The organism is Streptomyces sp. NPDC057963, from assembly GCF_042887155.1.
In the GTDB taxonomy this organism is placed as follows: domain Bacteria; phylum Actinomycetota; class Actinomycetes; order Streptomycetales; family Streptomycetaceae; genus Streptomyces.
The window spans coordinates 43,658-66,211 of sequence record NZ_JBHVPX010000017.1 but is presented as its reverse complement, the minus strand read 5'-3'; the positions used below and the strand labels follow the sequence as shown (position 1 = coordinate 66,211).

At 69.5% G+C, this 22,554-nt stretch carries 17 protein-coding genes; 10 read left to right on the top strand and 7 right to left on the bottom strand.

Going from position 1 to position 22,554, the window contains the following annotated elements:
* The first annotated feature begins 761 nt into the window (after positions 1-761).
* Together ACFVT1_RS31385 and ACFVT1_RS31380 are read left to right on the top strand one after the other, a co-directional pair.
* Positions 762-1,871, top strand: coding sequence for a trypsin-like serine peptidase (locus tag ACFVT1_RS31385; protein ID WP_389801419.1), 1,110 nt, complete (start codon positions 762-764; stop codon positions 1,869-1,871).
* Positions 1,872-1,929: 58 nt separating this feature from the next.
* Positions 1,930-2,115, top strand: coding sequence for a hypothetical protein (locus tag ACFVT1_RS31380; protein ID WP_389801416.1), 186 nt, complete (start codon positions 1,930-1,932; stop codon positions 2,113-2,115).
* A gap of 322 nt (positions 2,116-2,437) precedes the next feature.
* Here the strand turns inward: ACFVT1_RS31380 and ACFVT1_RS31375 are convergent, their stop codons facing one another.
* The 3 genes from ACFVT1_RS31375 to ACFVT1_RS31365 form a co-directional block, all read right to left on the bottom strand.
* Positions 2,438-2,623 (bottom strand): hypothetical protein, encoded by a 186-nt coding sequence (locus ACFVT1_RS31375; protein WP_389801414.1) that lies wholly within the window; start codon positions 2,621-2,623, stop codon positions 2,438-2,440.
* A gap of 73 nt (positions 2,624-2,696) precedes the next feature.
* Entirely contained in the window at positions 2,697-3,275 is a 579-nt protein-coding gene (locus tag ACFVT1_RS31370; protein WP_389801412.1) for a hypothetical protein, read from the bottom strand.
* 278 nt (positions 3,276-3,553) lie between these two features.
* Positions 3,554-4,189: a hypothetical protein gene (locus ACFVT1_RS31365; protein ID WP_389801408.1), complete on the bottom strand. Its 636-nt coding sequence runs from the start codon at positions 4,187-4,189 to the stop codon at positions 3,554-3,556.
* A 764-nt stretch (positions 4,190-4,953) separates the two neighbouring features.
* Between ACFVT1_RS31365 and ACFVT1_RS31360 the strand changes: the two genes are divergently transcribed.
* On the top strand, positions 4,954-6,225 hold the full coding sequence (locus tag ACFVT1_RS31360; RefSeq protein ID WP_389801406.1) for a transposase: 1,272 nt from the start codon (positions 4,954-4,956) through the stop codon (positions 6,223-6,225).
* Entirely contained in the window at positions 6,225-6,938 is a 714-nt protein-coding gene (locus ACFVT1_RS31355; protein WP_389801403.1) for a tyrosine-type recombinase/integrase, read from the top strand. The genes ACFVT1_RS31360 and ACFVT1_RS31355 overlap by 1 nt, the downstream gene beginning before the upstream one ends.
* Before the next feature lie 1,180 nt (positions 6,939-8,118).
* On the opposite strand, the gene ACFVT1_RS31350 is transcribed toward ACFVT1_RS31355, so the two are convergent.
* A complete protein-coding gene (locus tag ACFVT1_RS31350; protein WP_389801401.1) occupies positions 8,119-10,467 on the bottom strand; it encodes an ATP-binding protein in 2,349 nt (782 codons plus the stop codon).
* A gap of 214 nt (positions 10,468-10,681) precedes the next feature.
* Here ACFVT1_RS31350 and ACFVT1_RS31345 point away from each other — a divergent pair, with 214 nt between their 5' ends.
* A complete protein-coding gene (locus ACFVT1_RS31345; protein ID WP_389801399.1) occupies positions 10,682-11,539 on the top strand; it encodes a hypothetical protein in 858 nt (285 codons plus the stop codon).
* 1,381 nt (positions 11,540-12,920) lie between these two features.
* Here ACFVT1_RS31345 and ACFVT1_RS31340 read toward each other — a convergent pair.
* The 3 genes from ACFVT1_RS31340 to ACFVT1_RS31330 all read right to left on the bottom strand — a co-directional run bounded on the left by ACFVT1_RS31340 (position 12,921) and on the right by ACFVT1_RS31330 (position 15,492).
* A complete protein-coding gene (locus ACFVT1_RS31340) occupies positions 12,921-13,913 on the bottom strand; it encodes an LLM class flavin-dependent oxidoreductase (protein WP_389801396.1) in 993 nt (330 codons plus the stop codon).
* Positions 13,914-14,332: 419 nt separating this feature from the next.
* Positions 14,333-14,872 carry a hypothetical protein gene (locus ACFVT1_RS31335; RefSeq protein ID WP_389801394.1) on the bottom strand — a complete coding sequence of 180 codons (540 nt, stop codon included), beginning with the start codon at positions 14,870-14,872 and terminating at the stop codon, positions 14,333-14,335.
* Between the two features lie 116 nt (positions 14,873-14,988).
* Positions 14,989-15,492, bottom strand: coding sequence for a GNAT family N-acetyltransferase (locus tag ACFVT1_RS31330; protein ID WP_389801391.1), 504 nt, complete (start codon positions 15,490-15,492; stop codon positions 14,989-14,991).
* A 51-nt stretch (positions 15,493-15,543) separates the two neighbouring features.
* Here ACFVT1_RS31330 and ACFVT1_RS31325 point away from each other — a divergent pair, with 51 nt between their 5' ends.
* From ACFVT1_RS31325 to ACFVT1_RS31305, 5 genes are all read left to right on the top strand, one after another.
* Positions 15,544-16,122: a TetR/AcrR family transcriptional regulator gene (locus ACFVT1_RS31325; protein WP_389801389.1), complete on the top strand. Its 579-nt coding sequence runs from the start codon at positions 15,544-15,546 to the stop codon at positions 16,120-16,122.
* A gap of 857 nt (positions 16,123-16,979) precedes the next feature.
* Complete coding sequence (locus ACFVT1_RS31320) at positions 16,980-17,276, top strand: trypco2 family protein (protein ID WP_389801387.1); 297 nt, start codon at positions 16,980-16,982, stop codon at positions 17,274-17,276.
* Positions 17,273-20,176 (top strand): NACHT domain-containing protein, encoded by a 2,904-nt coding sequence (locus ACFVT1_RS31315; RefSeq protein WP_389801384.1) that lies wholly within the window; start codon positions 17,273-17,275, stop codon positions 20,174-20,176. Before ACFVT1_RS31320 ends, ACFVT1_RS31315 begins: the two co-directional genes overlap by 4 nt.
* Before the next feature lie 54 nt (positions 20,177-20,230).
* Positions 20,231-21,289, top strand: a complete 1,059-nt coding sequence (locus ACFVT1_RS31310) for a DUF6801 domain-containing protein (RefSeq protein ID WP_389801536.1) — start codon at positions 20,231-20,233, stop codon at positions 21,287-21,289.
* A gap of 460 nt (positions 21,290-21,749) precedes the next feature.
* On the top strand, positions 21,750-22,205 hold the full coding sequence (locus ACFVT1_RS31305) for a GNAT family N-acetyltransferase (RefSeq protein WP_389801381.1): 456 nt from the start codon (positions 21,750-21,752) through the stop codon (positions 22,203-22,205).
* Positions 22,206-22,554: the final 349 nt, after the last annotated feature.

Here is a 22,554-nt window from a genome sequence, read left to right as displayed (position 1 = left end):
TCCTCGCCACGTCACAGCGAATAGTTCACGCAGCCCGAGCAGCGACACCGGCAACGACATCGTTTCTCGTCAACATTTGTGACCGGGTTGATCACCAACTGCCTCCGGAACCCGTGCACAAGTGCTGTTCAGGCCGGTCAGGATCTGGTTGCGAATGTCTTCTTCACGCAACTTGCCACTGTGTTGGGGTTGCGCTCCAGCCCGTCTCGGATGTGCGTGACGGCCCGTAGTATCTCCTCGTAGTCGTCCGTTGTGAGAGTCGGCTCGGGCTTGAAGGGGTTTGTTGCGTCCGGGCGGGGTCGGGGACACGAGCTTGCGGCGGCTGATCGCTGTCGCACAGGCGGGTGGGCCCTCGCGCTGACGGACGGAAGGAGACGGCGTTGTGAAGCTGCACAATCCCGTCCGGGCCGCGGACGACCTGTGGGAGCGGCTCGTCGAGCGCCAGCCGGGCATCGTGGCCGCGCTCGCCTTGAAGGTGCGAGAGCTGCCCGAGGGCTGGTCGCTGCGAGTGCTCGGCTTCGGCTGCCCCGAGGCCGCGCTCGCGCGGGAGACGGGCACTGCTCTTGTGTGCGGCCCCGGGCTGTACAGCACGCCCCGAACCGTTCTTCACCAGTTCGTGACGACCCGGTGCCTCCCCCGCGAAAACCGTCCGTGTCCGGCACGAACCGCCGAGTCCGGCACACACCGCCGACCGGCGGTGCGGACGCCGCCTTCACGCTCCTCTGACCGCTTCCTGACATCGCGTGACTACTGTCCCGCGCATGCGCACACCTCCTCACCGCCCATGCGGTCACCAGGACAGCACCCGCAGGGCCCTCCGGCACGCGATCGGCGCCACCGTCGCGGTGTCGGCAGCCGTCGTCGCACTGGTCACGCCGGCCGCGGCCGCCAATGCCGCACCACACGACCCGTCGTCCACCAGCCGCAGCGCGGCAGGAGCGGACACCATCACCACCCACACCGGCGCCACGACCGCACAAGAGCGCAACCGGATCAACACCTACTGGACCTCCGAGCGGATGAAGCTGGCAGGCGCTCTGGTCCCCGAGATCACCCCCGTGCCCGAGGACGACAACACGCCGGACGACCCGCGGCCGCTTCCCGTGAACACGCCGGACTCCGGGGCCGTGTGGACACACGGCGGGGCGGTGGGGAAGAACGTAGGCCGCCTGTTCTTCACCTTCTCCGACGGTTACGACGGCAGTTGCACCGCGACGGTCGTCACCAGCGCCAACCGCAGTACCGTCATCACGGCAGCACACTGCCTGAGAGGCGTCGGGTCGCCTTCTGCCGACGACACCTGGAACCACAACTTCTACTTCGTGCCCGGCTATCGCAACGGAACGAAACCGCTCGGCGGCTTCAGCGTCAGGGCCATGGCCACCTCTTCTCGCTGGGACGCCGATCCGGACACCACGGAATCGTCGGACATCGCTGCCGCCGGCTACGACACGGGACTCCTCGTGGCGAACCTCGCTGCCGGGGAGCACCCGATCGCGGACGTCACCGGAAGCCAGCAAATCGGGTTCGGCCAGCCCGTCGAGGACGAGTTCGTCCACGTCTTCGGGTACCCGAACTACGGACTCAACGACCCTGGGGACAAGTACGTCGGATCCCGCGTGATCCACTGCGCGGGCACGAGCCACCCCGGTCCCAAAATCCCCTTGCTGTGGGGTGAGGCCTGCGACATGTCGGCCGGGTCGAGCGGTGGCCCTCACCTGGCCCACTTCGATACCCGCACCGGTACCGGCACCGTTGTGGGCGTCACCACCACCGACGAGGAACTCGCGGGCGGACAGCCCCCCACGCTCTACGCCACGCGCCTGGGTGACAGCGCCCACCGTCTCTACGACTGGGCACAGTCACTTTAGGGCGCGTATCGAAAGTGCATTGACCTGGGCGAACCTGTCGCTCGATACAGTCGCGTCCATGGCGAACCCTTGGCTACGGGCGATCGAGGCGGGCGGGCGCATGGTGGACAACGCGACCGAAGAAGACCTTCACAATCTTCCGGCAGACATGAACCTGCGCCATCGCCTCGTGATCCTTGAAAGACTCGACCTCGAACCCGCAGATCAGCGCTGCCTGCAGGTCTACCCAAGGGCTGTCCCGTAATCCCTGGCGGGCGTGCAACGACGGCTACGGCACCTTGCCGCGTTGTCGGGACGCCCGAACACATCCAGTATTCGGGCGTTCCTCCGCCTTGCGGTGCACCGCACCCGACGCCGCACGCTGATCCACCAGGGATCACGGGGCAGCCCTTGAACAGTGATATGAGCTACCAGATCGAGTATCGCGAAGGCAGCGCAGACAAGCTCTACCAGGCCCACGTTCCGAAGCCACCTGAAATGATCGGCCCGGAGCCCATCGCAAAGCTGATGGCTGATTGGGTGCGTCCCGCATCCAGGACCGCACCAGGCAGGCCGAGGTCGGTGACTCAGCCCTCGGGCAGCAGCGCGGTCAGCTCCCGGGCCTCCTGGGCGCTTCGGACCAGGGCGTGCAGGACCGCGAGTCGGGGTGAGGCTGCGGCCAGGCCGGGACAGGGCCGCACGACCCCGTACGGGGGCCGTCCCTTTCCCGTGGCACAGACCGCCACCCCGTGGGTGTACTCCGGCGCAATCATTGGCTTGTCCGGGATTTCCACCCGCTGGTTCGACTTACGCCATGCGTGCTCGCGACTGCGGCAAACAGCTCCTTCATCTGCTGCTGCGGCAAGCGGCGCCACCATGCCCTCGCCGTTTCCAGCGCCGACCGCTCCCGCTCCTCCCGCTTCGCCTGCTCCTGGGCGAGACGCGCGTCTTCCTCCGCTTTCTCCCGGGCTCGGCGCGCATCCTCCTCCGCATGCCGCTGGCGCGCCGTCTCCCAATAGACGCGGGGCTCCTCCTCCCGCTTCTTGCGCAGGCGTTCGCCTTCCCGGCCTCCTCGGCCTTCCGGGCCTGCTCCTGCTCCTCCAGCACCAGCCGACGGCGCTCGGCATCCTCCTCCCGCTCCTTGCGGCGGGCCTCCCGTTCCACCTTCGCAGCCTCTTGGCGCTGCCGCATCGCATCGTGCTTGTCCTGGGCGCCGACCGACTGCAGCGACACCCACCACTGGCTGCGCCGAAACCGCAACTGCTGACCGTCGATGGCGCTGTAGACCCGCCGGTACCGCGGCAGGACTGACGCAGGGAGGAGCTGCTCGTGCAGCGCCCAGCGCACGAACTGAGACTGCGTCGCCTGACGGAAAACCCAGCTGCCGGCGGCGAAGTCGAACCCGGCGAGGCCGTCGTCCACCATCCAGGACTGCTCCCGTTTCTTCCGGAGGACGGACCCGAACTGCTGGCACCGGGCTATCCACTGTGGCGGCCGTTCGTACGGGGATACCCAGCACACCCGGACGCCGCGGTCCCGAGCTGAATGTTCCGGGAAGGGATATCCTCCGGTTGGGGGCCAGACGAGAATCCCGGCCCGATTGCGGCGGGCCGGGATTCTGTGTTGTGTGTCTGGTCGGAGGGTCGCGGTCCGGTTGTGGTGGGCCGGGGTTCTCCGGTATGTGTCTCAGGTGGTTGCTGGTTTTAGTAGTCGCCGAAGTCGCCGCCCTCGCCCTTTTCGTCGTGGTGGCGCTTGATGACGCGGAAGCTGGCGACGACTCCGTTCTTGACCTTTACGCCGTCATTCATCTTCTCGTGGTGCTTGTTCTTGTGGTGCTCGTCCTTCTCGCAGTCCTCGTCCTCGTCCTTGCCCGGGCGGATGTTGTTGGCGGTGCTGAAGCGGCCGACGGTGGCGATGGGGGCGCCGTTGTCGCAGACGGCTCCGCGGAAGACCTCGACTTCGTTGCGGCTGTCGTTGCGGATGTTGAAGCTCTTGGCGCCCAGGCCGCTGACGACGGTGATGCAGCCGTCGGGGCGGCCGGAGTATTCGCGCTCGTTGATGTGGATCCTGCCCTCCTCGTGGTGGCGCTTGCCCTCGCGCTCGTTGCCCTCGCGCTCGTTGCCGCGGCGCTCGTTGCCTTCGTTGCCCTTGCCTTCGTTGCCCTTGCCGGTGTTGCCGCCCTCTCCGCCCATGGGGGCCTGGGCGGTGATGGCGGCCGGGGCCACCTGGGCCTGCGCCTGGGGGGCGGGGACGGCGGAGGCGTAGGTGATGCCGGTCGCGGTCAGGGCCGCGGCGGCGGCGACGGCCGTGGCGATTGCGTGGGAACGGGTCATGATCATGTCGCTTGTTCTCCTTCTCGGACCTCAGAGACAGTCCCGCTGTGACAGCCGGTGTGTGACTGAACGTACTAACACCTCTTATTCCTGTCATATCGAGCAAATCGGGAGCCCTGACTTCGTGGGGCTGATCGGGTATGCAGAGCCCCTTTAAGTCCTTCCGCGACGAGCTGGCCAGCCGTCAACTCTCCATGAAATGCTTTGAGTTGAGTGACCATTAGTCCTTGCAGGTGATCTTCTGACGCCTGCTCACCCGATGTGGCGTTGGTGTGCCGGGAAGTGTCGGCAAGTCGCTGCTTGACATGTGGGCTGTCGTAGGTTCCAAGAGGGCTGCATGGGCGGTGGCTGTCCGGCAAACGTGACCGCGTGCAGCAGGGTTCGTCCAGGTGGGGCGGTGGCCGACGCCGGCGGGCACGGCCTGCCCGCCGCGGCCGGGGCCGACCGCCTGGAGGACCCGGGCGGGCAAGCGCCAGGACCTGTCCGGGCGCGCAGACCATCTGCGGGGACCGACCCGCCCCCTGCCGGGCACCGCCCATACGATCGCAGCGCCCGGGACAGGCGGCTCGGGACGGTGCGCGCACCACATCCTCGGTGCGCCGCGCCCAGTGCACGGAGGACGTGGTGCCGCAGTCTTCCGTGTCGTTGCCCGGGCAGTCCAACGTGGCGGCTCGGAAGCGCCGTCCGGCTCACCAGTTCGGGAACGCCGCTGACGATCCGATGCGTGAGCGCCGGTGCCCGGCCGATATGACGGAGCGGATTGGGCCGTCGTGTGCCTGCTGATGCCGGTGCCGGGCTGGATGCGCGGCCGGGGCGGACAGCCGGAGACGTACTGCCACCGGCAGAGGCTGGACGCGATCCGCTATCTCGTCTTCAACGGCGTCAAGTGGCGTTTCATGCCGGCCGACTTCCCGTCGTGGGGCCGGGTGTACGCCTTCTTCCGCCGCTGGCGCGACCACGTGCTGGTGAAGGAGTTCCACGACCGGCTGCGCGGCCGGGTGCGCGGGGTGCTGGGGCGGGACGCGGAGCCGACGGCCGGTGTGATCGACTCGCAGTCCGTCAAGGCGGACGCCGTCGTGGGATCGGACAGCCGGGGCTTCGACGGCGGCAAGCTCACGGGCGCGGACGTGTTCGTCGCGGAGATGCCCGGCTGGTTCCGCCTCGACCGCACCGAGGGACAGGAGCACGCCCTGTACGGCGCCGCAGAGAAGGACACCCTGCGCGGGCAGCTGACCGGCCGGCTCGCCGACGCGGGCATCCCGGTCCTGGTGGTCCGCGGCTTCGGCTCCCAGCCGTACGCCGACGTCGTCCCCGACCGGGTCACCGCCGATCAGCGCGACGGGGTTCTTCTGGTGGTCGTTCTCCCGGGCTTCTCTGAGTGTGGCGTGACGTGCATTAGTTGTGTGACCTGGGGTTTTCTAGCATCTCTGGGGCTGTCGCGAATGTTGCGGCACCTTGCACACGAGATCGGAGGGGACCTGTTGAGGGCGTCTCCTGTTCAACTTCCGTCCGGTGTCCGGTACCGGACTGTGGTGGACGACGACGTGGCCGTGGTTCCGGAGTCGGACGCCTTCCTGCGGCACGTACGGTTCGGCCGGGACCAGGCCGAGCTGACGACGTGTACGTACGCCGGGCACATCGCGTTGTCCTTGCGGTGGTGCATACGGACGGCCCGGGACCGGCCGGTGGCGGCCGAGGAGCTGGGGCTGTTCGTCGTGTGGCTGAAGTTCGGGCCGAAGGCGGTCACAGGCATCGAGCCGCCTTCGGGGACGGGGCTGGTGCACCCGGGGCGCGGGGCCGATCCCGTGCGGGAGCCGGCTCGGATCCGGAACGTGCTGACGGGGGTGCGTCAGTTCCTGCTGCACGGCATCACGACGAAGACGGTGCCCTCGTCGGTGACGGCCCAGCCGTATGAGGTGGCGGAGTCGTGGGACCTGCCGGGGCAGGCTCGCGTAGAGGACCTGACCGACTACCGGATGCGCCGCGCCACCGGGTCCAGGTCCCGTGCAAGAAGGGCGAGCGGGCCACCGGCCGGGAGATAGTGGAGCTGTTCCCGGCCTGCCGCAATGCCCGGGACCGGTTCATCGTGCTGCTGCACGGCCGGGCCGGGCTGCGGCCGGGAGGCGCGGCCGGGCTGCGGCGCGAGGACATGCACTTCATGCCGGATTCGACGGCGCTGGGCTGCCCGCGGCCGGGCTCCCACCTGCACACTCTTCGGCGGGACAACATCAACGGGGCCCGGTCGAAGCGGCAGTCGGCCGTGGCGCCGGGCCGGCGGAAGCCGGTGGACCACCTGGTGGTGCTCGCCTACGACCAGTACGTGATGGAGCGGATGGCGCTGCCACACGGCCCGGACAGCGGCTTCGTGCTGGTGAACCTGTTCGCCGAGCCGCTGGGCGCTCCGATGGCTCCTGACTCGATCACCGAGTTGTTCGGCCGGCTGTCGAAGCGCGCCGGGCTGAGCCGGAACGTCACGCCGCGGATGCTGCGCCGGGCCGCCGGCAGCAACCTTTTGGACGCGGGCGGCGGCCGGGACGAGATCGCCGCGCTGCTCGATCACGCGCGGCTGTCCGGCGCGGAGCCCTGCCTGACACTGGCTCCCGACCGCCTTCGAAGCGCGGTGGACGCGGTGCCTTCGCCCCGCGCCCTCACCGGCGGTGCCCGGCGAGGGTGCTGCTCACGCCCGTCGTCACCGAGCCGGTCCCGCGAACGGATGCCTCCGACGCCGAGCTGGCCGCCTTCTTGTGGTCCATGATTCAGAGAGGACTTCCTCGCTGAGGCGGGCTGGAATGCCGAGCGCCGTGTGATGACGCAGGTGGGCCATCCCACCATGGGCGGCCGACGCTGCCCGGTGTCCGGCGTGGCTGCAGCCTTGCCCGCTGTACGGGGTCGTGGACACGTGGCGGGCCCGGCTCGCTGCCGCCCCGGCCGTGGACGTGTTCCTCGCGGGCGGCTGCGACGTTTCCGGCGGTGTCGCCTCTGGAGCAGGTCTTCGGGGCCCGCTCATGAGGTGACCGGCCGTCCTGGCCCGCACGACTGCCACTCCCTGCGGCCGGCTCTGTCGGCGAACTTCCTGGTCATGCCCATGAGATGGTCCGGGATGTCCTGGACATCGCCGGCCGCGACCCGTGATCGGGGCCAGGCGCCGCTCTTCCTGCCTCCTGGCACCGGTTCGCACACAGTTCAGTTCTGGGCCGCTACGTTTGCCGACCTGTAGGCCCAGGGATTCTGAAGGTCGTAGGCAGTAGTCCTGCGGGCCGAACACCCCGTCAAGTGTGCAAATGGCGGTATCTGACCGGGAGTTCCGGCCGGGAGACGCCGAGACGGTCGGTCCTGGCGGTATGCACACCACCCAGGCGCGCGGGCCTCTCGTCGATGTGCTGCTGCAGGGCTGCGCCCGAGACCACAGCACCGGCGTTCGTCGAGGTCAGCGGCACGGTGGTGAGAGCGGTGGCGAAGAGTGAACATGACCGTTCCACACGTCTCTTTGAGGGAGTCGGGTGAGCGCACAGTGATGGGTTCACCAGCGCAGGAAGACTGTGCGCAAGCACCTTGCCTCCGAACAGGAGAGCCCGGCTGTCCCGGACAGGAGCCTGCCATATGGCCTGGTCACGGCCTCGGGCACAGCTCGTCCTGGACATACCGGGGGGCGTGGGTGCGGTCGTCACCGGGGTGCTCGCCATCCCCGGAGGACTGATGAAAATCTTGGCGAGGGAGCGTCGGGCTGTTTGGCCGGGTGGCTCCTTTGCTCCTGCGCCGGCCTGGCCGAGGTGCTGCGCCCGCAGTTTCGTTTCCGGAGGGGACGCCGATGGTGCTCGACCCGGTCCCAACCGGCAGATCCTTGCAGGGGCTTGTATGCGGTGGGGGCTGGAGTGTGATGTGCCTGCCGGGTGCCGTTCAGCGTGCCGGTGTTCGCCTTGTGGGCCGGACCGCTGTCAGCTCCCGGCGGGCTTGTCGCGCTGCTCGTAGGTCCATACCGCCAGCTGCGTGCGCGAGGTGAGCCCCAGTTTGCCCAGGATGCGTTCGACATGGTTCTCCGCGGTGCGCCGGGCGATCGTCAGGCGCACCGCGATGTCCTTGTTGGTGAGGCCTTCGGCGACCAGCTCCGCGACCTGGCTCTCGCGCCGAGTCAGCCTTGGCTTCCCGGCTGCGTCGTCCAGTACGTAGGCCATGGCCTCGTCCATGGGGGCGCGCGCCCCGCGGCGGAACTCCCGTTCGAAGGCGGCGCCGGGCAGCGCGTCCCGCACCGCGGCCTCGAAGCGCAGATGCTGCGCGCGCATGAACGGTGCCGAGCCGAGTCGCCCGCCCAGCGACTCCCACAACAGGTGCAGCACGCCCAGGAGCCGGGCCGCGCGTTGGGGGGTGTCCTGGGTGCTCCACGCGATGACCTCCACGCACATGGCCACGTCCCACCAGTCCTGGAACGGGCGCAGCCGGGCGATGGCCTTTCTGGCGTGCGCGATGGCGTCGGCGGGCGCGTCCGCGCGCCGGGCGAGCAGGGCGCGGGCGAGCAGGGCCATGCCGTGCAGCCACGACTCGCCGTGCGTGCGGGCGGCCGCTTCGACCTCACCGCACGCCTCGTCGGCCTCGGTGACCTCACCTCCGTAGGCGTGCGCGATGGCGAACTTGACCCGGCATTCGAGTGCCGCGTCGAGGCAGCCCTGCGCGCGGAACTCTGTGCGCGCCCGCGCGAACAGCTCGGCGGCGCTCGCGAAGTCCTCGCGCCAGACGGCGAGGATTCCGCGGTGGTGCCACACCCACGCCGACTCCCGCCGGTGACCGTCTCGCCGGGCCGCCGCCTCGCATGCGGCGAGCGCGCGCTGCACATCGGCGTCCGGGGCACCCTGCAGGATGCCCAGATACGTGTCGGTGACCTGGGCCTGTACGCGGATGGCGGTGTCTGGGCCGGCCGCGTCGTCGCCGACCTGCGCGTGGTCGGCGGCGAGCAGCAGCGACAGCCAGCGGCGGCCCTCGGGCAGCAGGCCCGCCGTGATCCAGTAGTGCCGGGGCGACACGGCCAGGGCGAGACCGGCCCGCGCCTGTCCGGATTGCTCCAGACAGAACTCCAGTGCCGCGCGCAGGTTCGGGTGGTCCAGACGCAGCCGCGTGAACCAGTCGACCTGCCGGGGCCCGAACCACTCCTGCCCGGCCCGTGCGGTCAGTTCGGCGTAGTGGTCCTGGTGACGGCTGCGGAGCGCGTAGAGAGAGCCCGACGCGGCCAGCCGCTCGTGCCCGTACTCCCGCACCGTCTCCAGCATGTGATAGCGCGAACGCCCATGCTCCTGGCGGCAGTTGACGATCGACCTGACCACGAGCGCGTCGAGGGTGTCGAGCATGGCGACGGGCGGCAGATCAACGTCCGTGCAGACCCGCCGCAGACCCTCCAGGTCGAAGCCGCCGCGGAACACCGAGGCCCGCGCCCACAGCAGCCGCTCGCGCTCCGCGCACAATTCGTGGCTCCAGTCGATCAATGTCCACAAGGTGCGCTGCCGGTCGGTCGCGACGCGGCTGCCCCCGGTCAGCAGCGCGAACCGGTCCGTGAGCCGCTCCAGGATCTCCTGCGGCGTCAGGCTCCGGACGCGGGCCGCGGCCAGCTCGATCGCGAAGGGCAGCCCGTCCAGACGGCGTACGAGTTCGGCGACAGCGGCAGCGTCGGACTCGGTCACGGCGAAGCCGGGCAGCACGGCGGCGGCCCGCTCGACGAACAGAGCGACCGCCGGATTGCGGTTCAGGGCGCCTACACGACGCCCCGCGCCCCCGGCTTCGCCCGCGTCCGGTACAGGCAAGGGCTCCACGGGGAAGATCTGTTCGCCCGCGATGCCGAGCGGCTGCCGACCGGTCGCCAGCACGCGCAGGCCGGGTGCGGCCCGCAGCAGCGTGTCGGTGAGGCGGGCGCAGGCGTCGATCAAGTGCTCGCAGTTGTCCAGGACGAGCAGCACGCGCCGCTCGCGAAGGCGGGCCGCGAGGGCGGCCGCCGCGTCGGTACCGGGGCGCCCCGGGTTCGCCACGTCGAGGGCGCCGAGGACGCTCGGCGCGAGCAACTCGGGGTCCTCGAGGTCGGCAAGTTCAGCTACGTACACGCCGTCGGGGAAGGATCCCGTCATGTTCGCCGCCACGCGCAGCGCCAGCCGGGTCTTGCCCACGCCGCCGGGCCCGCTGAGCGTGACCAGGCGTGCGCCGGAGAGCAGACCGGCGATCCGGGCCGTCTCCGCCCGCCGCCCGATCAGCGACGTCAGCTCGCTGCCGACCCCGACGAACGCCCCCGCGCCTGCCCCCGTTTCCATGGGCGGCCATTTTACGGACGCACGACGACCGCACCGCCACCGCACAGAAGTCGAGCGGCCGAGCAGCAGGCGTAGTTGAGTAGTTCTCCCGTATCCCTGCGCGCACACCGGTCCGAGACTCGACGACGTGGAACCGGACGATCATGCGAGGTGTGTGTTGGCGGCAGACGCGGCGGCGGGACGTGACGAGCGGCCCGGGCGGCTGGGAGAGCGAGTGTGGACGTATCAGGGGGCTCTGCCAAGGCGGCCCCTCACCCTGCTCGTCCCGCTCGTCATCGTGTTCATCGTGATGTGCACCATCGCCGGTGACCACTACGGCGAAGAGTCCTCGTTCCGCCTCGCTTTCTGGGCGATCCCCGGGGCGGCCGCGGTGTGCATCGCACTCAGCATCCGGCACACCCGCATCCGGATCCACGAGTACGAGCACGGCTTCGAGCTACGACGCCCCGGGCGTCGCACGCAGTGCTACGCCTGGCACGAGATCGCCTCCGTCGAGGCGACCAAGGTATCCGTCCACATCAACCTGGGCCACTCGCACGACGTGCTCAAGACAGTCATCCGTCCGTACGAGGGCGGCCCGATCCGCCTCAGAGGCATGGACTACGTCAAGGTCCGTCAGGAATCCGGCTTCTGGCGCCTGGCCGCGGCGGCGCCCCTCGGCACTGCCCAAGCGTTCTCCACGCGCGCGTCGCAGGGCGTCGCCGAGGCCCTCGCGGGGCGGCACCTGGAGGAGCTGGCCGCGGGCGGCGAACTGCGCTGGGGAGCCCTGGCGTTCACCTGCGACGGGCTTACGCTCGCGCCCTTCCCCGGACTGCTGGACTGGTCCCGGATCACCTATGTGTCCGGGAACCCGAACAACGGCGTCCGGCTCGACGTACGAGGACTGGCCGCGCATGTCGGCAGCCCGGCCCTGCCGGCGCGCGCCACCAGGGCCGGCTACCGCACCGAAGGCGACCGGCTGGAGGTGTTCATGCCCGTCCGCCGCCCCGGATCGGACTATGCGGCGCTGAGCGTCCTGCTCGCCTGCGGCCCTTCCCTGCGGGGCGAGCGGTACGAAGGACCTGAGCGGTGACCAGGGGAGAGGACACGTTCCGCGGCCTCGGCCCAGTGGTCAGTCGGCACGCGGTGGACCACCGGAAGCGATGACGCGAGCTGCGCACCGCTGATGGCCATCCCGTCCGGCTGGCTGGGCGTGTGGAGTCTGTCCACGACCATCGAGGGGACACCCGGCAGAAACAAGGCGATCGGCCTGTTGCCCGGCCTTGCACTGGGCACCGTGGTCATCGCGGCGGCCCAGATCGTACGGGCGCTGCTCGGCGAGTACTTCGAGGTGCGCGAGGAGGGCCTGGTCCACGGATCCCGGCCAGGCGCCGCCGACTGGTCCTGGAAGCGCGTCACCTCGCTTCCCATCGACGGCGACGCCGTGAGCGCGCTGACGACCCGGCTCGGTAACGGCTACCGCATCGAGATCGGCCTCGACGACGGCACTTGGCTCCGAACCGACGGACTCGCCGAACGCGCCGGAGACCCGGGACGCGTCCCGTTGCTCATCGAGGTGGCAGCACCACACGTCTCACATCCGCCCGCCCTCATGCCCCTCAGCGCATCGCCGTCACATCAGCGCAGCACAACCAGGCCGGCCAGGGCGCCGCCCTTCACCCGACCGAGTACCCGCCCCTTGACGGCCGCACCACCACACCCCTGGGCTGCCCCGTCGGCCCGGGTCCGACGGCGAGGGCAGCGGACGCCGGATGACCGACGGCACCATGCCCGGAGCCCACGGCAGACAGGACCGGTCCGGCAGCGATCCAGTCGCCGCCGTGCGACGGTTGTGCGCCACGGGCAGCACGAGCCTCCTGCGCCGCGCCCCGGCCTGCGGGCGCGGGGGAGCGGCGAGCGCGGTGCGGTGCCGCCCCAGCCACTGCGGCAGCGGATCCGTCCCCGCCCGTCCAGCCCCCACTCCTCCATCGGCGCACCGACCTGCGCGAGCCACCCCGACCGGGCCCGCGTATCGCGCGCGCCGACCTGCTCGAAACGCAGCAGCACCTGCGCGGGCCGCACCGCCTGCGGCAACGACGCCGGCGGCAGCACACGCAGATCCCGGGCCCCGGACCCACCGGCTCGGCCCGGCGCCCCACCTGGGCACCGACGGCTGCGTCGTCCACCGGTGCGCGGCAATCAAGAACGCGTCGGCGAACAGCTCCCTGCCGGCCCGCCCGAACCGGCGCTCCATACGCGCCTGGTCCCGGTACGCCGCGGCAACCTCAGGCACCAGCCCCAGCCGGATCCCCGCCGGGCCCTCACCACGGTGGTCGTCACTGCAGTACACATGCCGTACGCACGCGCTCCAAGCATCCCGCGCCATCGACCACGCCTGCTCCTGGCCCCCTCGACCCGCTCGCACAACCGGCAGCAGCGCACCGGATGACCTTCGAGATCGGGGCGTTCCCGGTTCAGGGGCGGGGGGCCAGGACACGGGCGAGCGAGTCGAGGGATGCCAGGGGATCGGGGCCGGTGGGAATGAGGACGACGCTGGTCGCGCCGGCTGCGTGGCGGGCCTTGATCGCTTCGCGTGCCTGAGCCGGGGTGCCGGTGATGCTCAGCCGGCGAACCCAGTCGGCGGGCATGGTCTGTGCGAATCGCTGGGCGTCGGCGCAGGCGGCGCGGTGTTCACGCAACTGCGCGGCGAAGGGCAGGGGGTCGATGTGCGCGGCCCAGGCCGGCTCTCCGATGGCGGTCAGGCCGTCGCGGACGCGGGCGAGAGCGGCGGTGTCATCGTCGTCGACGGCGGCGGCGTCGTAGGTGACGACTTCGGGGCTGCTCGTGTGAGGAGCACCGTTCATGTGCTGCAGCGAGGAGGCGATGTATGCGGGGGCTGCGGGTTCGGCAAGGAGGAGCCCGTCGGCCACCTCGCCTGCGGCTGCCTGCGACTTGGGGCCTCGTACGCCGAGGACGACCGGGGGGACGATGTCGGGGGTTTCGGTGATGACGACGCCTTCGCAGCGCACGTAGCGGCCGCCTGCAGGGCCGGGCTCGCCGCGTATGAGCAGGCGCAGCGCGGTCGTGTACTCCTTGATCAGTGTCAGGGGGCTGGCGGGCCAGGCTCCGGCCTGGCGCATCCAGTCGGGCATGCCGTGGCCGATGCCGGCGATCAGCCGGCCGGGGTAGAGCTGGGCGAGGGTGGCCAGTTCCATCGCGGCGAAGCACACGTTGCGGGCGCCGGCGGGCATGATGCCGATGCCGACGGTGATGTGGGTGGTGCTGGCGAGGACGGGGCCGGCCTGTGCGAGTCCGCCGCGCCAGCCGAGGTCTTCGACCACCCATACCTGGTCGAATCCCAGTTCTTCTGCTCGCCGGGCGAACGGCAGCATGTCCCGGACGGGCAGGTCGCGGGGGAGCATTACGCCAATGCGGCCGCGGGCGGGGGCGTCGTCTGATTCAGGCATGGCAGTTCCTTGTGCGGATGGTGGGCTTTTCCTTTGCCCGGCCCGGCAGCCGGGCCGGGTGAACGGGGGGGGGCAGGGCGTCAGGGCGGTGCCGCCCGAGCGGTCGGTGGATTTCCGCCCTCCCGTGCGGGCGGTCGGATCCGGCGCGGGACTGCGGCGGCCGCGGCCGCGGTCACACGCAGTGGGGTTGGCGGCAGGAAGGCGTGGTCGAGTGCCGTGAGGCGGGCAGTCCAGCCGATGGCGGCGTACCAGGCGAGCGTGCCGAGGCAGCCGAGGCCCGGCGCCGCGGGAGATGTCGGGGCCAGCGGCGAGGGGTTGGCGTACCTTGCTGTGCTGAACAGCCGAATGCGGCCACCGGTGTTCGCACCGCCCGCCCCGGATGCTTCGCCCTTGATTCGGCGCAGGCATGAAGGACTGCGTCACAGCCAGCCCGCCTTCCTGGTCACCTCGGCGGCGACCTCACCGACCGGGCGCGTGGCGGCGTCGACGGTGAAGTCGTCGACTGCCGCCTGTTCGAGGAGCGCGGTCAATTCGCCGGCCCTGGCCAGGTGCCATCGCAACGTTTCGGGCTCGTTCTCGTGGCGTCGCATGAGTCGCCGGTGGACGACGGGCAAATCGGCATGGAGCCGGCACACAGAAAGCTCGATACCGAGTGCGTCGCTGCACAACTTCCGGTCCTCCGGGTCCTCGATCACACCGGCGAGGACCAGCCGAACTGCTCCCGCAGCGAGGTAGTTACCGGCGATGCTGTGCAGATTCCGCAGCATCATGCCGAAGTTGAAGCGGTCTTCTGAAGGCCTTGGCCAAGACTGCCTCAGCCAGTCGAGGTCGATGACGGCGTTGGGTATCTCGGCGGCGGCGAGAAGATCGCCCACGCCTTCGGCCACCGATGTCTTGCCAACGCCGACAGTGCCGTTGATCAGGAGGGCGCTGGGCTCGGGAGAACGTTCTGCATGCATGCATGAGACCCTACGACCCACTGGCCACGAACTCCTTCACACGGTCTCGGCGAGCGCGGGCAGAGTCACACGACACCGCGCGCCCCGGCTGCCCGCCGACGGGGCTGAACGGCACCTCAACAGTCTCGTTGCAGGCGACGCCGCCAGGTTTGGCCGACGAGGTCGTGACCGAAGTTGTGGTGGGGCTCCTCGGCGACGAGTTCGAAGCCCTGCTGCTGGTAGATGCGCCGGGCCGAGCCGAGCACGTCGTTGGTCCACAGAGTGATCGCCTCGTACCCGGTCTCCCGCGCGAACGTCAGGCACTCCTGGACCAAGCGGGCTCCCAGGCCCAGGCCGCGCGCCTTCGGATCGACGAGCAGCAGGCGCAGCTTCGCCGTCCGGTCGTCTTCGCGTACGCAGAAGACGCAGCCGGCCCGTACCCCGTCGACCTCCACGATCCAAGCCGCCTGCGGCCCGGGGGCCTTTTCCTCGGCGTAGTCGGCGACGATCCGGGCGACAAGCGCCTCGAAGCTTGTGTCCCAGCCGAACTCCCGGTCGTAGAACTCGCCGTGCGCCATGACTGCCCAGCCCAGGTCGCCGGGCCGGCCCAGCGGCCGGATGGCCACCACACGCTCCGCCATCGTGTTCTCACTTCCATTCGACTGAAACGACTGTTTCAGTAAACTAGCCTGGTGACTCGATCTGAATCAAACCCCTCCCCGCGAAGGCAGGAACTGCTGGAAGCGGCCTACTCCCATGCCCTGCGCAGCGGCCTCGGTGAGCTGTCCCTACGCCCGCTGGCCGAAGAGATCCAGACCAGCCCGCGCGTGCTGCTCTACCTGTTCGGCAGTAAGGACGGCCTGATCCGCGCCCTGCTCGCGCGGGCGAGAGCCGACGAGCTGGCACACTTGCAGCAACTCACCGGCTCACAGGACGAGGCCCAGGGGCTACAGCCAGTCGCATGTGAGCTGTGGCGGTGGTTGTCCGCCGACGCTCACCGCGGCCTGTTGATGCTGTGGGTCGAGAGCTACGCCCGTTCCCTCATCGACCCCGACGGGTCGTGGGCCGGTTTTGCTCGCGACACGGTCGGCGACTGGCTGGCACTTCTCGCCGCCGGCCAGCCCGCCGGGCTACGTGACACCGAGGCCGGCCTGGCGCAGCGCACCGCCGTCCTCGCCGTCCTGCGGGGCGCGTTGCTGGACCTGCTTGCCACCGGCGACGTCACGCGCACCACTGCGGCGGTACACCTCCAGCTGGCCGCCCTTGGATGACGGGTCGGTGGCTCCGATTGGGCAGGACGATGTCGTCTTCGGTCCCAAACGCGACGACGCGTGCCTCCGCCGGCTTCGGACCGAGGTGAAACCTGTGCTGCTCTTCCCCGAAGGAGCGGTTGCGCAGCGGTTGGAAAGGGACCGCGGCCGGCGTGCGACGCAGGCGGGGCATGCGCAGATCCACGGCGCATCTTCTCTCGGCCCCGCCCCCCTATGGGCAGCCGCAGTCAGCCGGCCGGAAGAACCCTTTTCCGCAGTGGAGCGAAGCGGCCCCACACCCTGATCGAGGCAGAAATCCCCCTGGACCGCGCCCCGCACGAAGCACTCGTCACTACCGTCCTCGCGTGGAAGAACCCGGACCCCGCCCCCCACGACTGCGAGCAGACCGTCCCCCACAACTGACCGGGCACGCCCGCGCCGCGGCCGCCGCCACGCCGCCGCACTGCCCAAGAGCGGCGGCCGCGGCGGCCTCGCCGAAATCGTCCTCCGCGAAGCCGGCCGACGCCTGTCCGCACCACTGGAAGGCACCGCCCGCCGCGCCCAGCACCGCGCCCGGCTCGCACAGGCGCTCTGCACTCGGCCAGACCGCCGGACAGGCCCCCTCCCGGCCGCCCGTCCCTGACGGGACTCGACGGGCCGTGGGAGAAACTACAGCCCGTAGCCGTCGGCAGGTGAGCACTCCAAGCGCCGGAGCCGTTCGAGTTCTGTGGTCGGACCGTGCCCCGGCCGGTCGGGCGGCCCGACTGCGAGTCCGTGGACGAATCGGCGCGGATTGTCGGGATCCGGGATCGGCCGAGTGCGCTGAGATACATCATGGTGGTGGCATCAGATGGTCGACCGGTAGGAAAGGGGCGGAGTTGATCGAGTTAGCCACGGTGATCCGGGATCTGCGGAAGGAGCTGGAACGCGCGGTCGTCGCAGCCGAGGGTGAGGCACTGCGCTTCGAGCTGGGGGCGATCGAGCTGGAGATGACGGTCGCGTTGGAACGGTCCGGGCACGCGGGGGCGAAGGTGCGCTTCTGGGTGGTGGAAACGACCGCGGAGGCGACCGCGGGCGCCATTTCCACCCAGCGGATCAAGCTGGCACTGCAGCCGACCTTGGCAGGATCGGACAAGACGTTCATCAACGGCGTCGCCGAGGAACATGAGGGGTGAGTACTGCGGAACGCAGATTCTCGGAGCCGGTCGGGCTTGATCCGCGGCGGGCGGTCCAGGTCCTCACAACGGTGGAGACGGGCACGGGCACGGGCGCGCAGCGGCGCGGTTCGGGTTACCGGGTGACGGCGGACGCCGTGCTCACGGCCGCGCACGTGGTGCGTGACGCGTCATTAGTTCGCTTGCGGTTCTTCACCGAGGGCGGTCGGACAGTCGAGCTGCCCGGCACGCAGGTGTGGATCGACCCCGTGGCGGACATCGCGGTACTCGGGATCGAATGTGGCCCGGGCCTCGACGGACTGCCGGCCAGGGATGTCCCGCTGGTGCGGTTCGCACACATCACGGGGGTGGTGGATTGCGATGCGCTGGGTTTCCCGAAGTTCAAAATGCGCCGGGGCCCTGCCTCGGCGGTGAGCGGCCCTCCCACGGTGTACCGGGATTCCCACCATGCACGCGGTACCACCACCTCGTTTTCCGACGTGCGCCAGGGGACTTTGGAGCTCTCGCTGCGAGCGCCGGAGTACGACATCGATCGGGACCGCTCCCCGTGGGAGGGGATGTCGGGGGCTGCGGTGTGGAGCGGCGGATGCCTGATCGGAGTGGTCAGCGAGCATCACCGCACCGACGGGCTCGGCACCCTCGCAGCCAGCAGGGTGCACCGCTGGTACGAACTCCTCCCACCAGACCGGATCCGCGAACTCAGCGAGCTGATCGGCCTGCCCGCCGGCGCCGCGCAACTCGAACAGCTCCCGTTGTCGCAGAGCGAGCCATGGCTGCGAGCGACGGCGGGGAACCTCGCCTCATGGGTGGAGAAGCAGTGGTCGTCCGAGGAGGAGCGGCGGAGCGTGCACGACCCGTTCCCGATGGGTGTGTGCTTCCGGAACGCCACCGGCCCGTTCGACAACTGGTCCAACATCCGCCAAGCCCCTCCCCATTCGCAGGTGCCGTCAACGCCTCTCGACCTGGCGGGCCCCCTCGAACGGATCGTCGAGGTGTACCGGAAGGTCCCGTCCCGCCGACTGGTGGTGCTCGGTGAGGCCGGGGCGGGCAAGACGATCCTTGCCCTGCGTTTCGTGCTCGACTGGCTGCGTGCCCCCGTCCCCGGCGACCCGGTGCCGGTGATTTTCAGCCTTGGTTCCTGGGATCCCACTACCTCGTTGCACGACTGGATGTGCAGCCAGTTGGTGCGCGACTACCCAGACCTCAATGTTCCGGCTCCGAACGGCAGGAGCCTGGCCGATGCCCTGCTCCAAGGACACCGGATTCTTCCGGTCCTCGACGGCTTCGACGAGATCGCCGAAGACTTGCAGTCCGCGGCGCTCCGCGCGATCAACGCCACAGCCACGGGCCTGCTGCTCACCAGCCGTCCGAAGGAGTACACCAAGGCTGTACAGACGGCAGGGGCGGTACTCAGGGGCGCCGCCGGAATCATGCTGGACTCTCTTGGCCTGAACGACCTGGCCATCTATCTGCGCCGGGCCAGCCCACCCGCGCCGGGGGGTGACGAGACGAGCACCGCATGGGAGCCGGTCCTGGCCGAGCTGGGCAAGAAGCCGCGCAGCGAAGGTGCAGAGAATGTTGCCAAGGCATTCAGCACCCCGCTCATGGTCGCCCTGGCCCGCACCGTCTACCACAGCGCGCACACGCAGCAGCCAGAGAGCAAGCCGCAGCCGGAAGACCTGCTGGACACCAGCTGCTTCCCCACCTCCACAGCCGTGAAGGACTACCTCCTGTCCGCGTTCGTCCCCGCCGCCTACGACCCACCACCAACCAGCTCACAGACCGCGGGCGCAGGCACCGTCGAGCGGCGCCGGCGGAGCTGGGATGCCGAACGTGCCGAAGACTGGCTCGGATACCTCGCCCGGCATCTCGACCTGCTCGGCCCGGACGAGCGAGTCACCCACGACCTGGCCTGGTGGGAACTGGGCACCACCATGCGCCGTTCCTCGCGGGCGCTCGCCGTCGGGGGCCTGGCGGCCGTGGCCTTCGGAGTCACAACCGCGATCGGGAACATCCCCGTGGACCTGGTGGCAACCTCGCGAGGTCTGGACTTCGCACTGGCACGGGGAGTCGTGGTCGGGCTTCTGCACGGGCTCGCGGCCGGACTGATCTTCGGGCTCATCTACTGGTTCATGTCCGGGCGCGAGGGGCTCAAGCCATTGCAGGTGCGGACGAAACTCTCTCGCGGAGCCTGGAAGAGACGCAAGGAGTCCCTCCGCGGCGCCGCGGTCGGCGTCGTGGTCGGTGTCGTAGCCGCGGTGATACTACTTGTCCTCGACCGGGTCGCGGTCCGGGGCCTCGGGCTCGACGACGGTCAAGGCGGCGGCCGGTTGGCAGCGCTCGTGTTCATCGCAGAACTCGGGTTCGGGGGCGGCCTCGTCTTCGGCCTGACGGCCCTCCTCGAAGCTCCTCTGCAGTCGGAATCCGCGGCCCGGCCCACGGATCTACTGAACGCCAATCGCCGACGCGTGGCCTTCCGGTTGACGCTCTGGGCACTCGTCATCGGGCCCGCAGTCGGGCTGGTCGAGGGAATCTGGCACGGCGCCCTGCGCGGGATCGAGGTCGGGGCCGTGTTCGGGCTCGAAGCCGCCTTCGGCGCCGGGCTGGCCTATGGGTGCGGTCTGACCGCGTGGGGGCAGTGGGTTGCCCTGGCCCGGATCTGGCTACCGCTGACCGGGCGGTTGCCCTGGCACCTGATGGCCTTCCTGGACGACGCGCACCAACGTGAGGTGCTGCGCCAGGCCGGCGCGGTGTACCAGTTTCGTCATGCCAGCGTCCAAGACCACCTGAGCAGCAAATTCCAGAGACGCTCTGCGGGAGAATCCATGGGTGACCCCGGGAACCCACCGGTGTCGCGCCCGCGTCAGTACAACAAAGGCACATATCGGAAGCTTCACTGATCAAACGGTGGGGGAGTCATGGGATTGGCGGGCAGTCCAGGAAGGTCGGTGGCAATGCTCGCCCTCGGGGCCGCGGCAGCCGTACTGGCCGTAGGCGTGGGCGTAGCCGGATCCGGTGTCGCCACCGCGCGACCGGTCTCACGCACCCTGCACTACACCTGCAATTTCCCGGTGATCGGAGGCCAGCCTGTCACGGTGCAGGTCAATGCGGATGTTCCGCGCTCGGACACTGTCGGCGTGCCCACCGGGCCGTTCCCCATCGACGTGGTGGCGACGGTGAGCAGCCTGTTCACCAAGGGGCTCAACTTCCTCGGTGCGCACTCCGTCGAGGGCACGGCGCAGGGGAACGTCAACGTGGCCGCACCGCAGGGTGACTTCAGTGTCGGGATCCCCTTCACCATCCCCAATACCACCGTTCCGGCATCCGGTTCCTTCCGCGTTCCGGTGACCGGCTCCGCGCCCTCGCTCAGGTTCACCCGGCCGGGCACCGGACGACTCACCGCCGGGGACATCAACCTGCACCTTGCTGCGAGGGATGCCAACGGCAACCCGACCTTGGGGAAACTTGATCTGCCCTGCACCTTGGACAACGGACAGAACGACGTGATCGAGTCGTTCGACGTCAAACCACAACCGGCGGCAACACCCACATCCACCACGGTTACAGCGCCTGCCTCCTCTGGACGGGCAACCTCGGGAGACGGTCGGAATGGGGCGAAGGAGGGCTCGGCCGCCACGAGCGTTCCGGGGCCGGCGGCCTCGGGAAGCGCAGGCACCTCAACCGGCGACGGCTCGACCGCGGCGAGCACCTCCAGTAGTCCGGTCACACCTCCGACCGGCTCGGCTTCGGCAACCACGGCGAAGCCCACGATGACGTCCACAGCCGACGCTACGTCCCTGAACGCAACCGGGGGCGGGACCAGCAACGTCAGAACCCCGATCCTGCTCACCGTGGGCGCTTGCGTCGCGGCGGTTGGCGCCGCCGGATACGGCCGGGTGCTGTGGCGCCGCCGACATGCCAGCAGCGAGGGATTCTTGACATTGAGCCAGCTGGAAGAGGTGCCAGAGCAGGATCAAAGACGCCAAGATCCTCCGACTGCGCCGCAGCCCTGAACCGTGCACTCCGGGTGCCGGGCAGGACCCGTTCCCGCACCGGTCGCTGCCCTGCTGCCGGAACACATAGCGAACCGCGACAACATGAACACCGCCACCAACCAGGCATCCCACTGGCTCTTCCCGGAGCGCCGAGCAGGCCAACCGTCCCGCCCGGATCACCTGTCCGCGCTCTTGAACGAGGTCGGGACCCCGACCGCCGCGGCCCGCGGCGCCGCCATCCGGCAACAACTCCTGGAGATGCCCGCCCCGTCGTCGCGGCTGCTCTCGGTTACCACAACAAAGCCACCACCCGAGTCCTCAGAGAGACTGGCGGAGCATGGAGCCGGTACGCCTCAGGAGATCACCTGCAGTCACCATCCGGCTGGACCCTGCAAAGTCCTGGCGCTGGGGCGCGACCGGGGTCTGCCGAGTGAAATGCCTTCGCTCCAGAAGGGCAGGGCGGGTGATACTCCGCCCCATGAACGAGATCATCTTACGAACTGCTGAGCCCGATGAGGCGGGAGTGCTCACGGCGCTGACACGGCGGTCGAAGGGGCACTGGGGTTATCCACAGGCGATGCTGGATCGGATGTCGGGAATGCTGTCGGTCAGCTCCGCCACCATTCGTGACGGGCATGTCGTTGTCGCCGAGCAGGACGGTGTGGTGGCGGGCTATTACCAGATCACAGGCGAAGCTCCGCACGGCGAGCTGGCAGACCTGTTCCTCGAACCTGGGATGATCGGCACCGGGCTGGGGCGGACGCTCTGGGAACACGCCGTCGCCTCGGCCCGCAGCGCAGGCTTTCACACCCTGACCCTGGAATCCGACCCTCACGCCGAAGGGTTCTACCGGCGTATGGGAGCCGAGCGCATCGGCGAACGAGAGGTCGCCCCAGGCCGGGTGCTTCCGGTCTTGAGGGTCGCCATCCAATGAGAAGCAGTACGGAGTGCCCCGTGGACCGGGCAAGCGCACGGCAAAGTTCCACGTGCCTGCCTTCGTGTTCATCCTGCGCTGGGTTCTTGAGGCAGTGCAGGTCGACAGCATCGGGGCCGGCCCGGTCGAGCAGTGCTGTGTCCACGCGGTAGTCGGCGAACCGGAGGCGTCGCTCGGCCTCTTCGTCGGGGCGGTAAATCGCGCCCAGACCTCCGGCACAATCAGGTCGGGATCGCTCATCGTGAACTCCTTGCATTTGCGGAACGCAGATTCAGCATCAGCGGGACGTCCTGCGCGGTGCTGGGCACGGTCAACTCGACAGTTCGGGACGAAACCGCGCCGCCGGCGA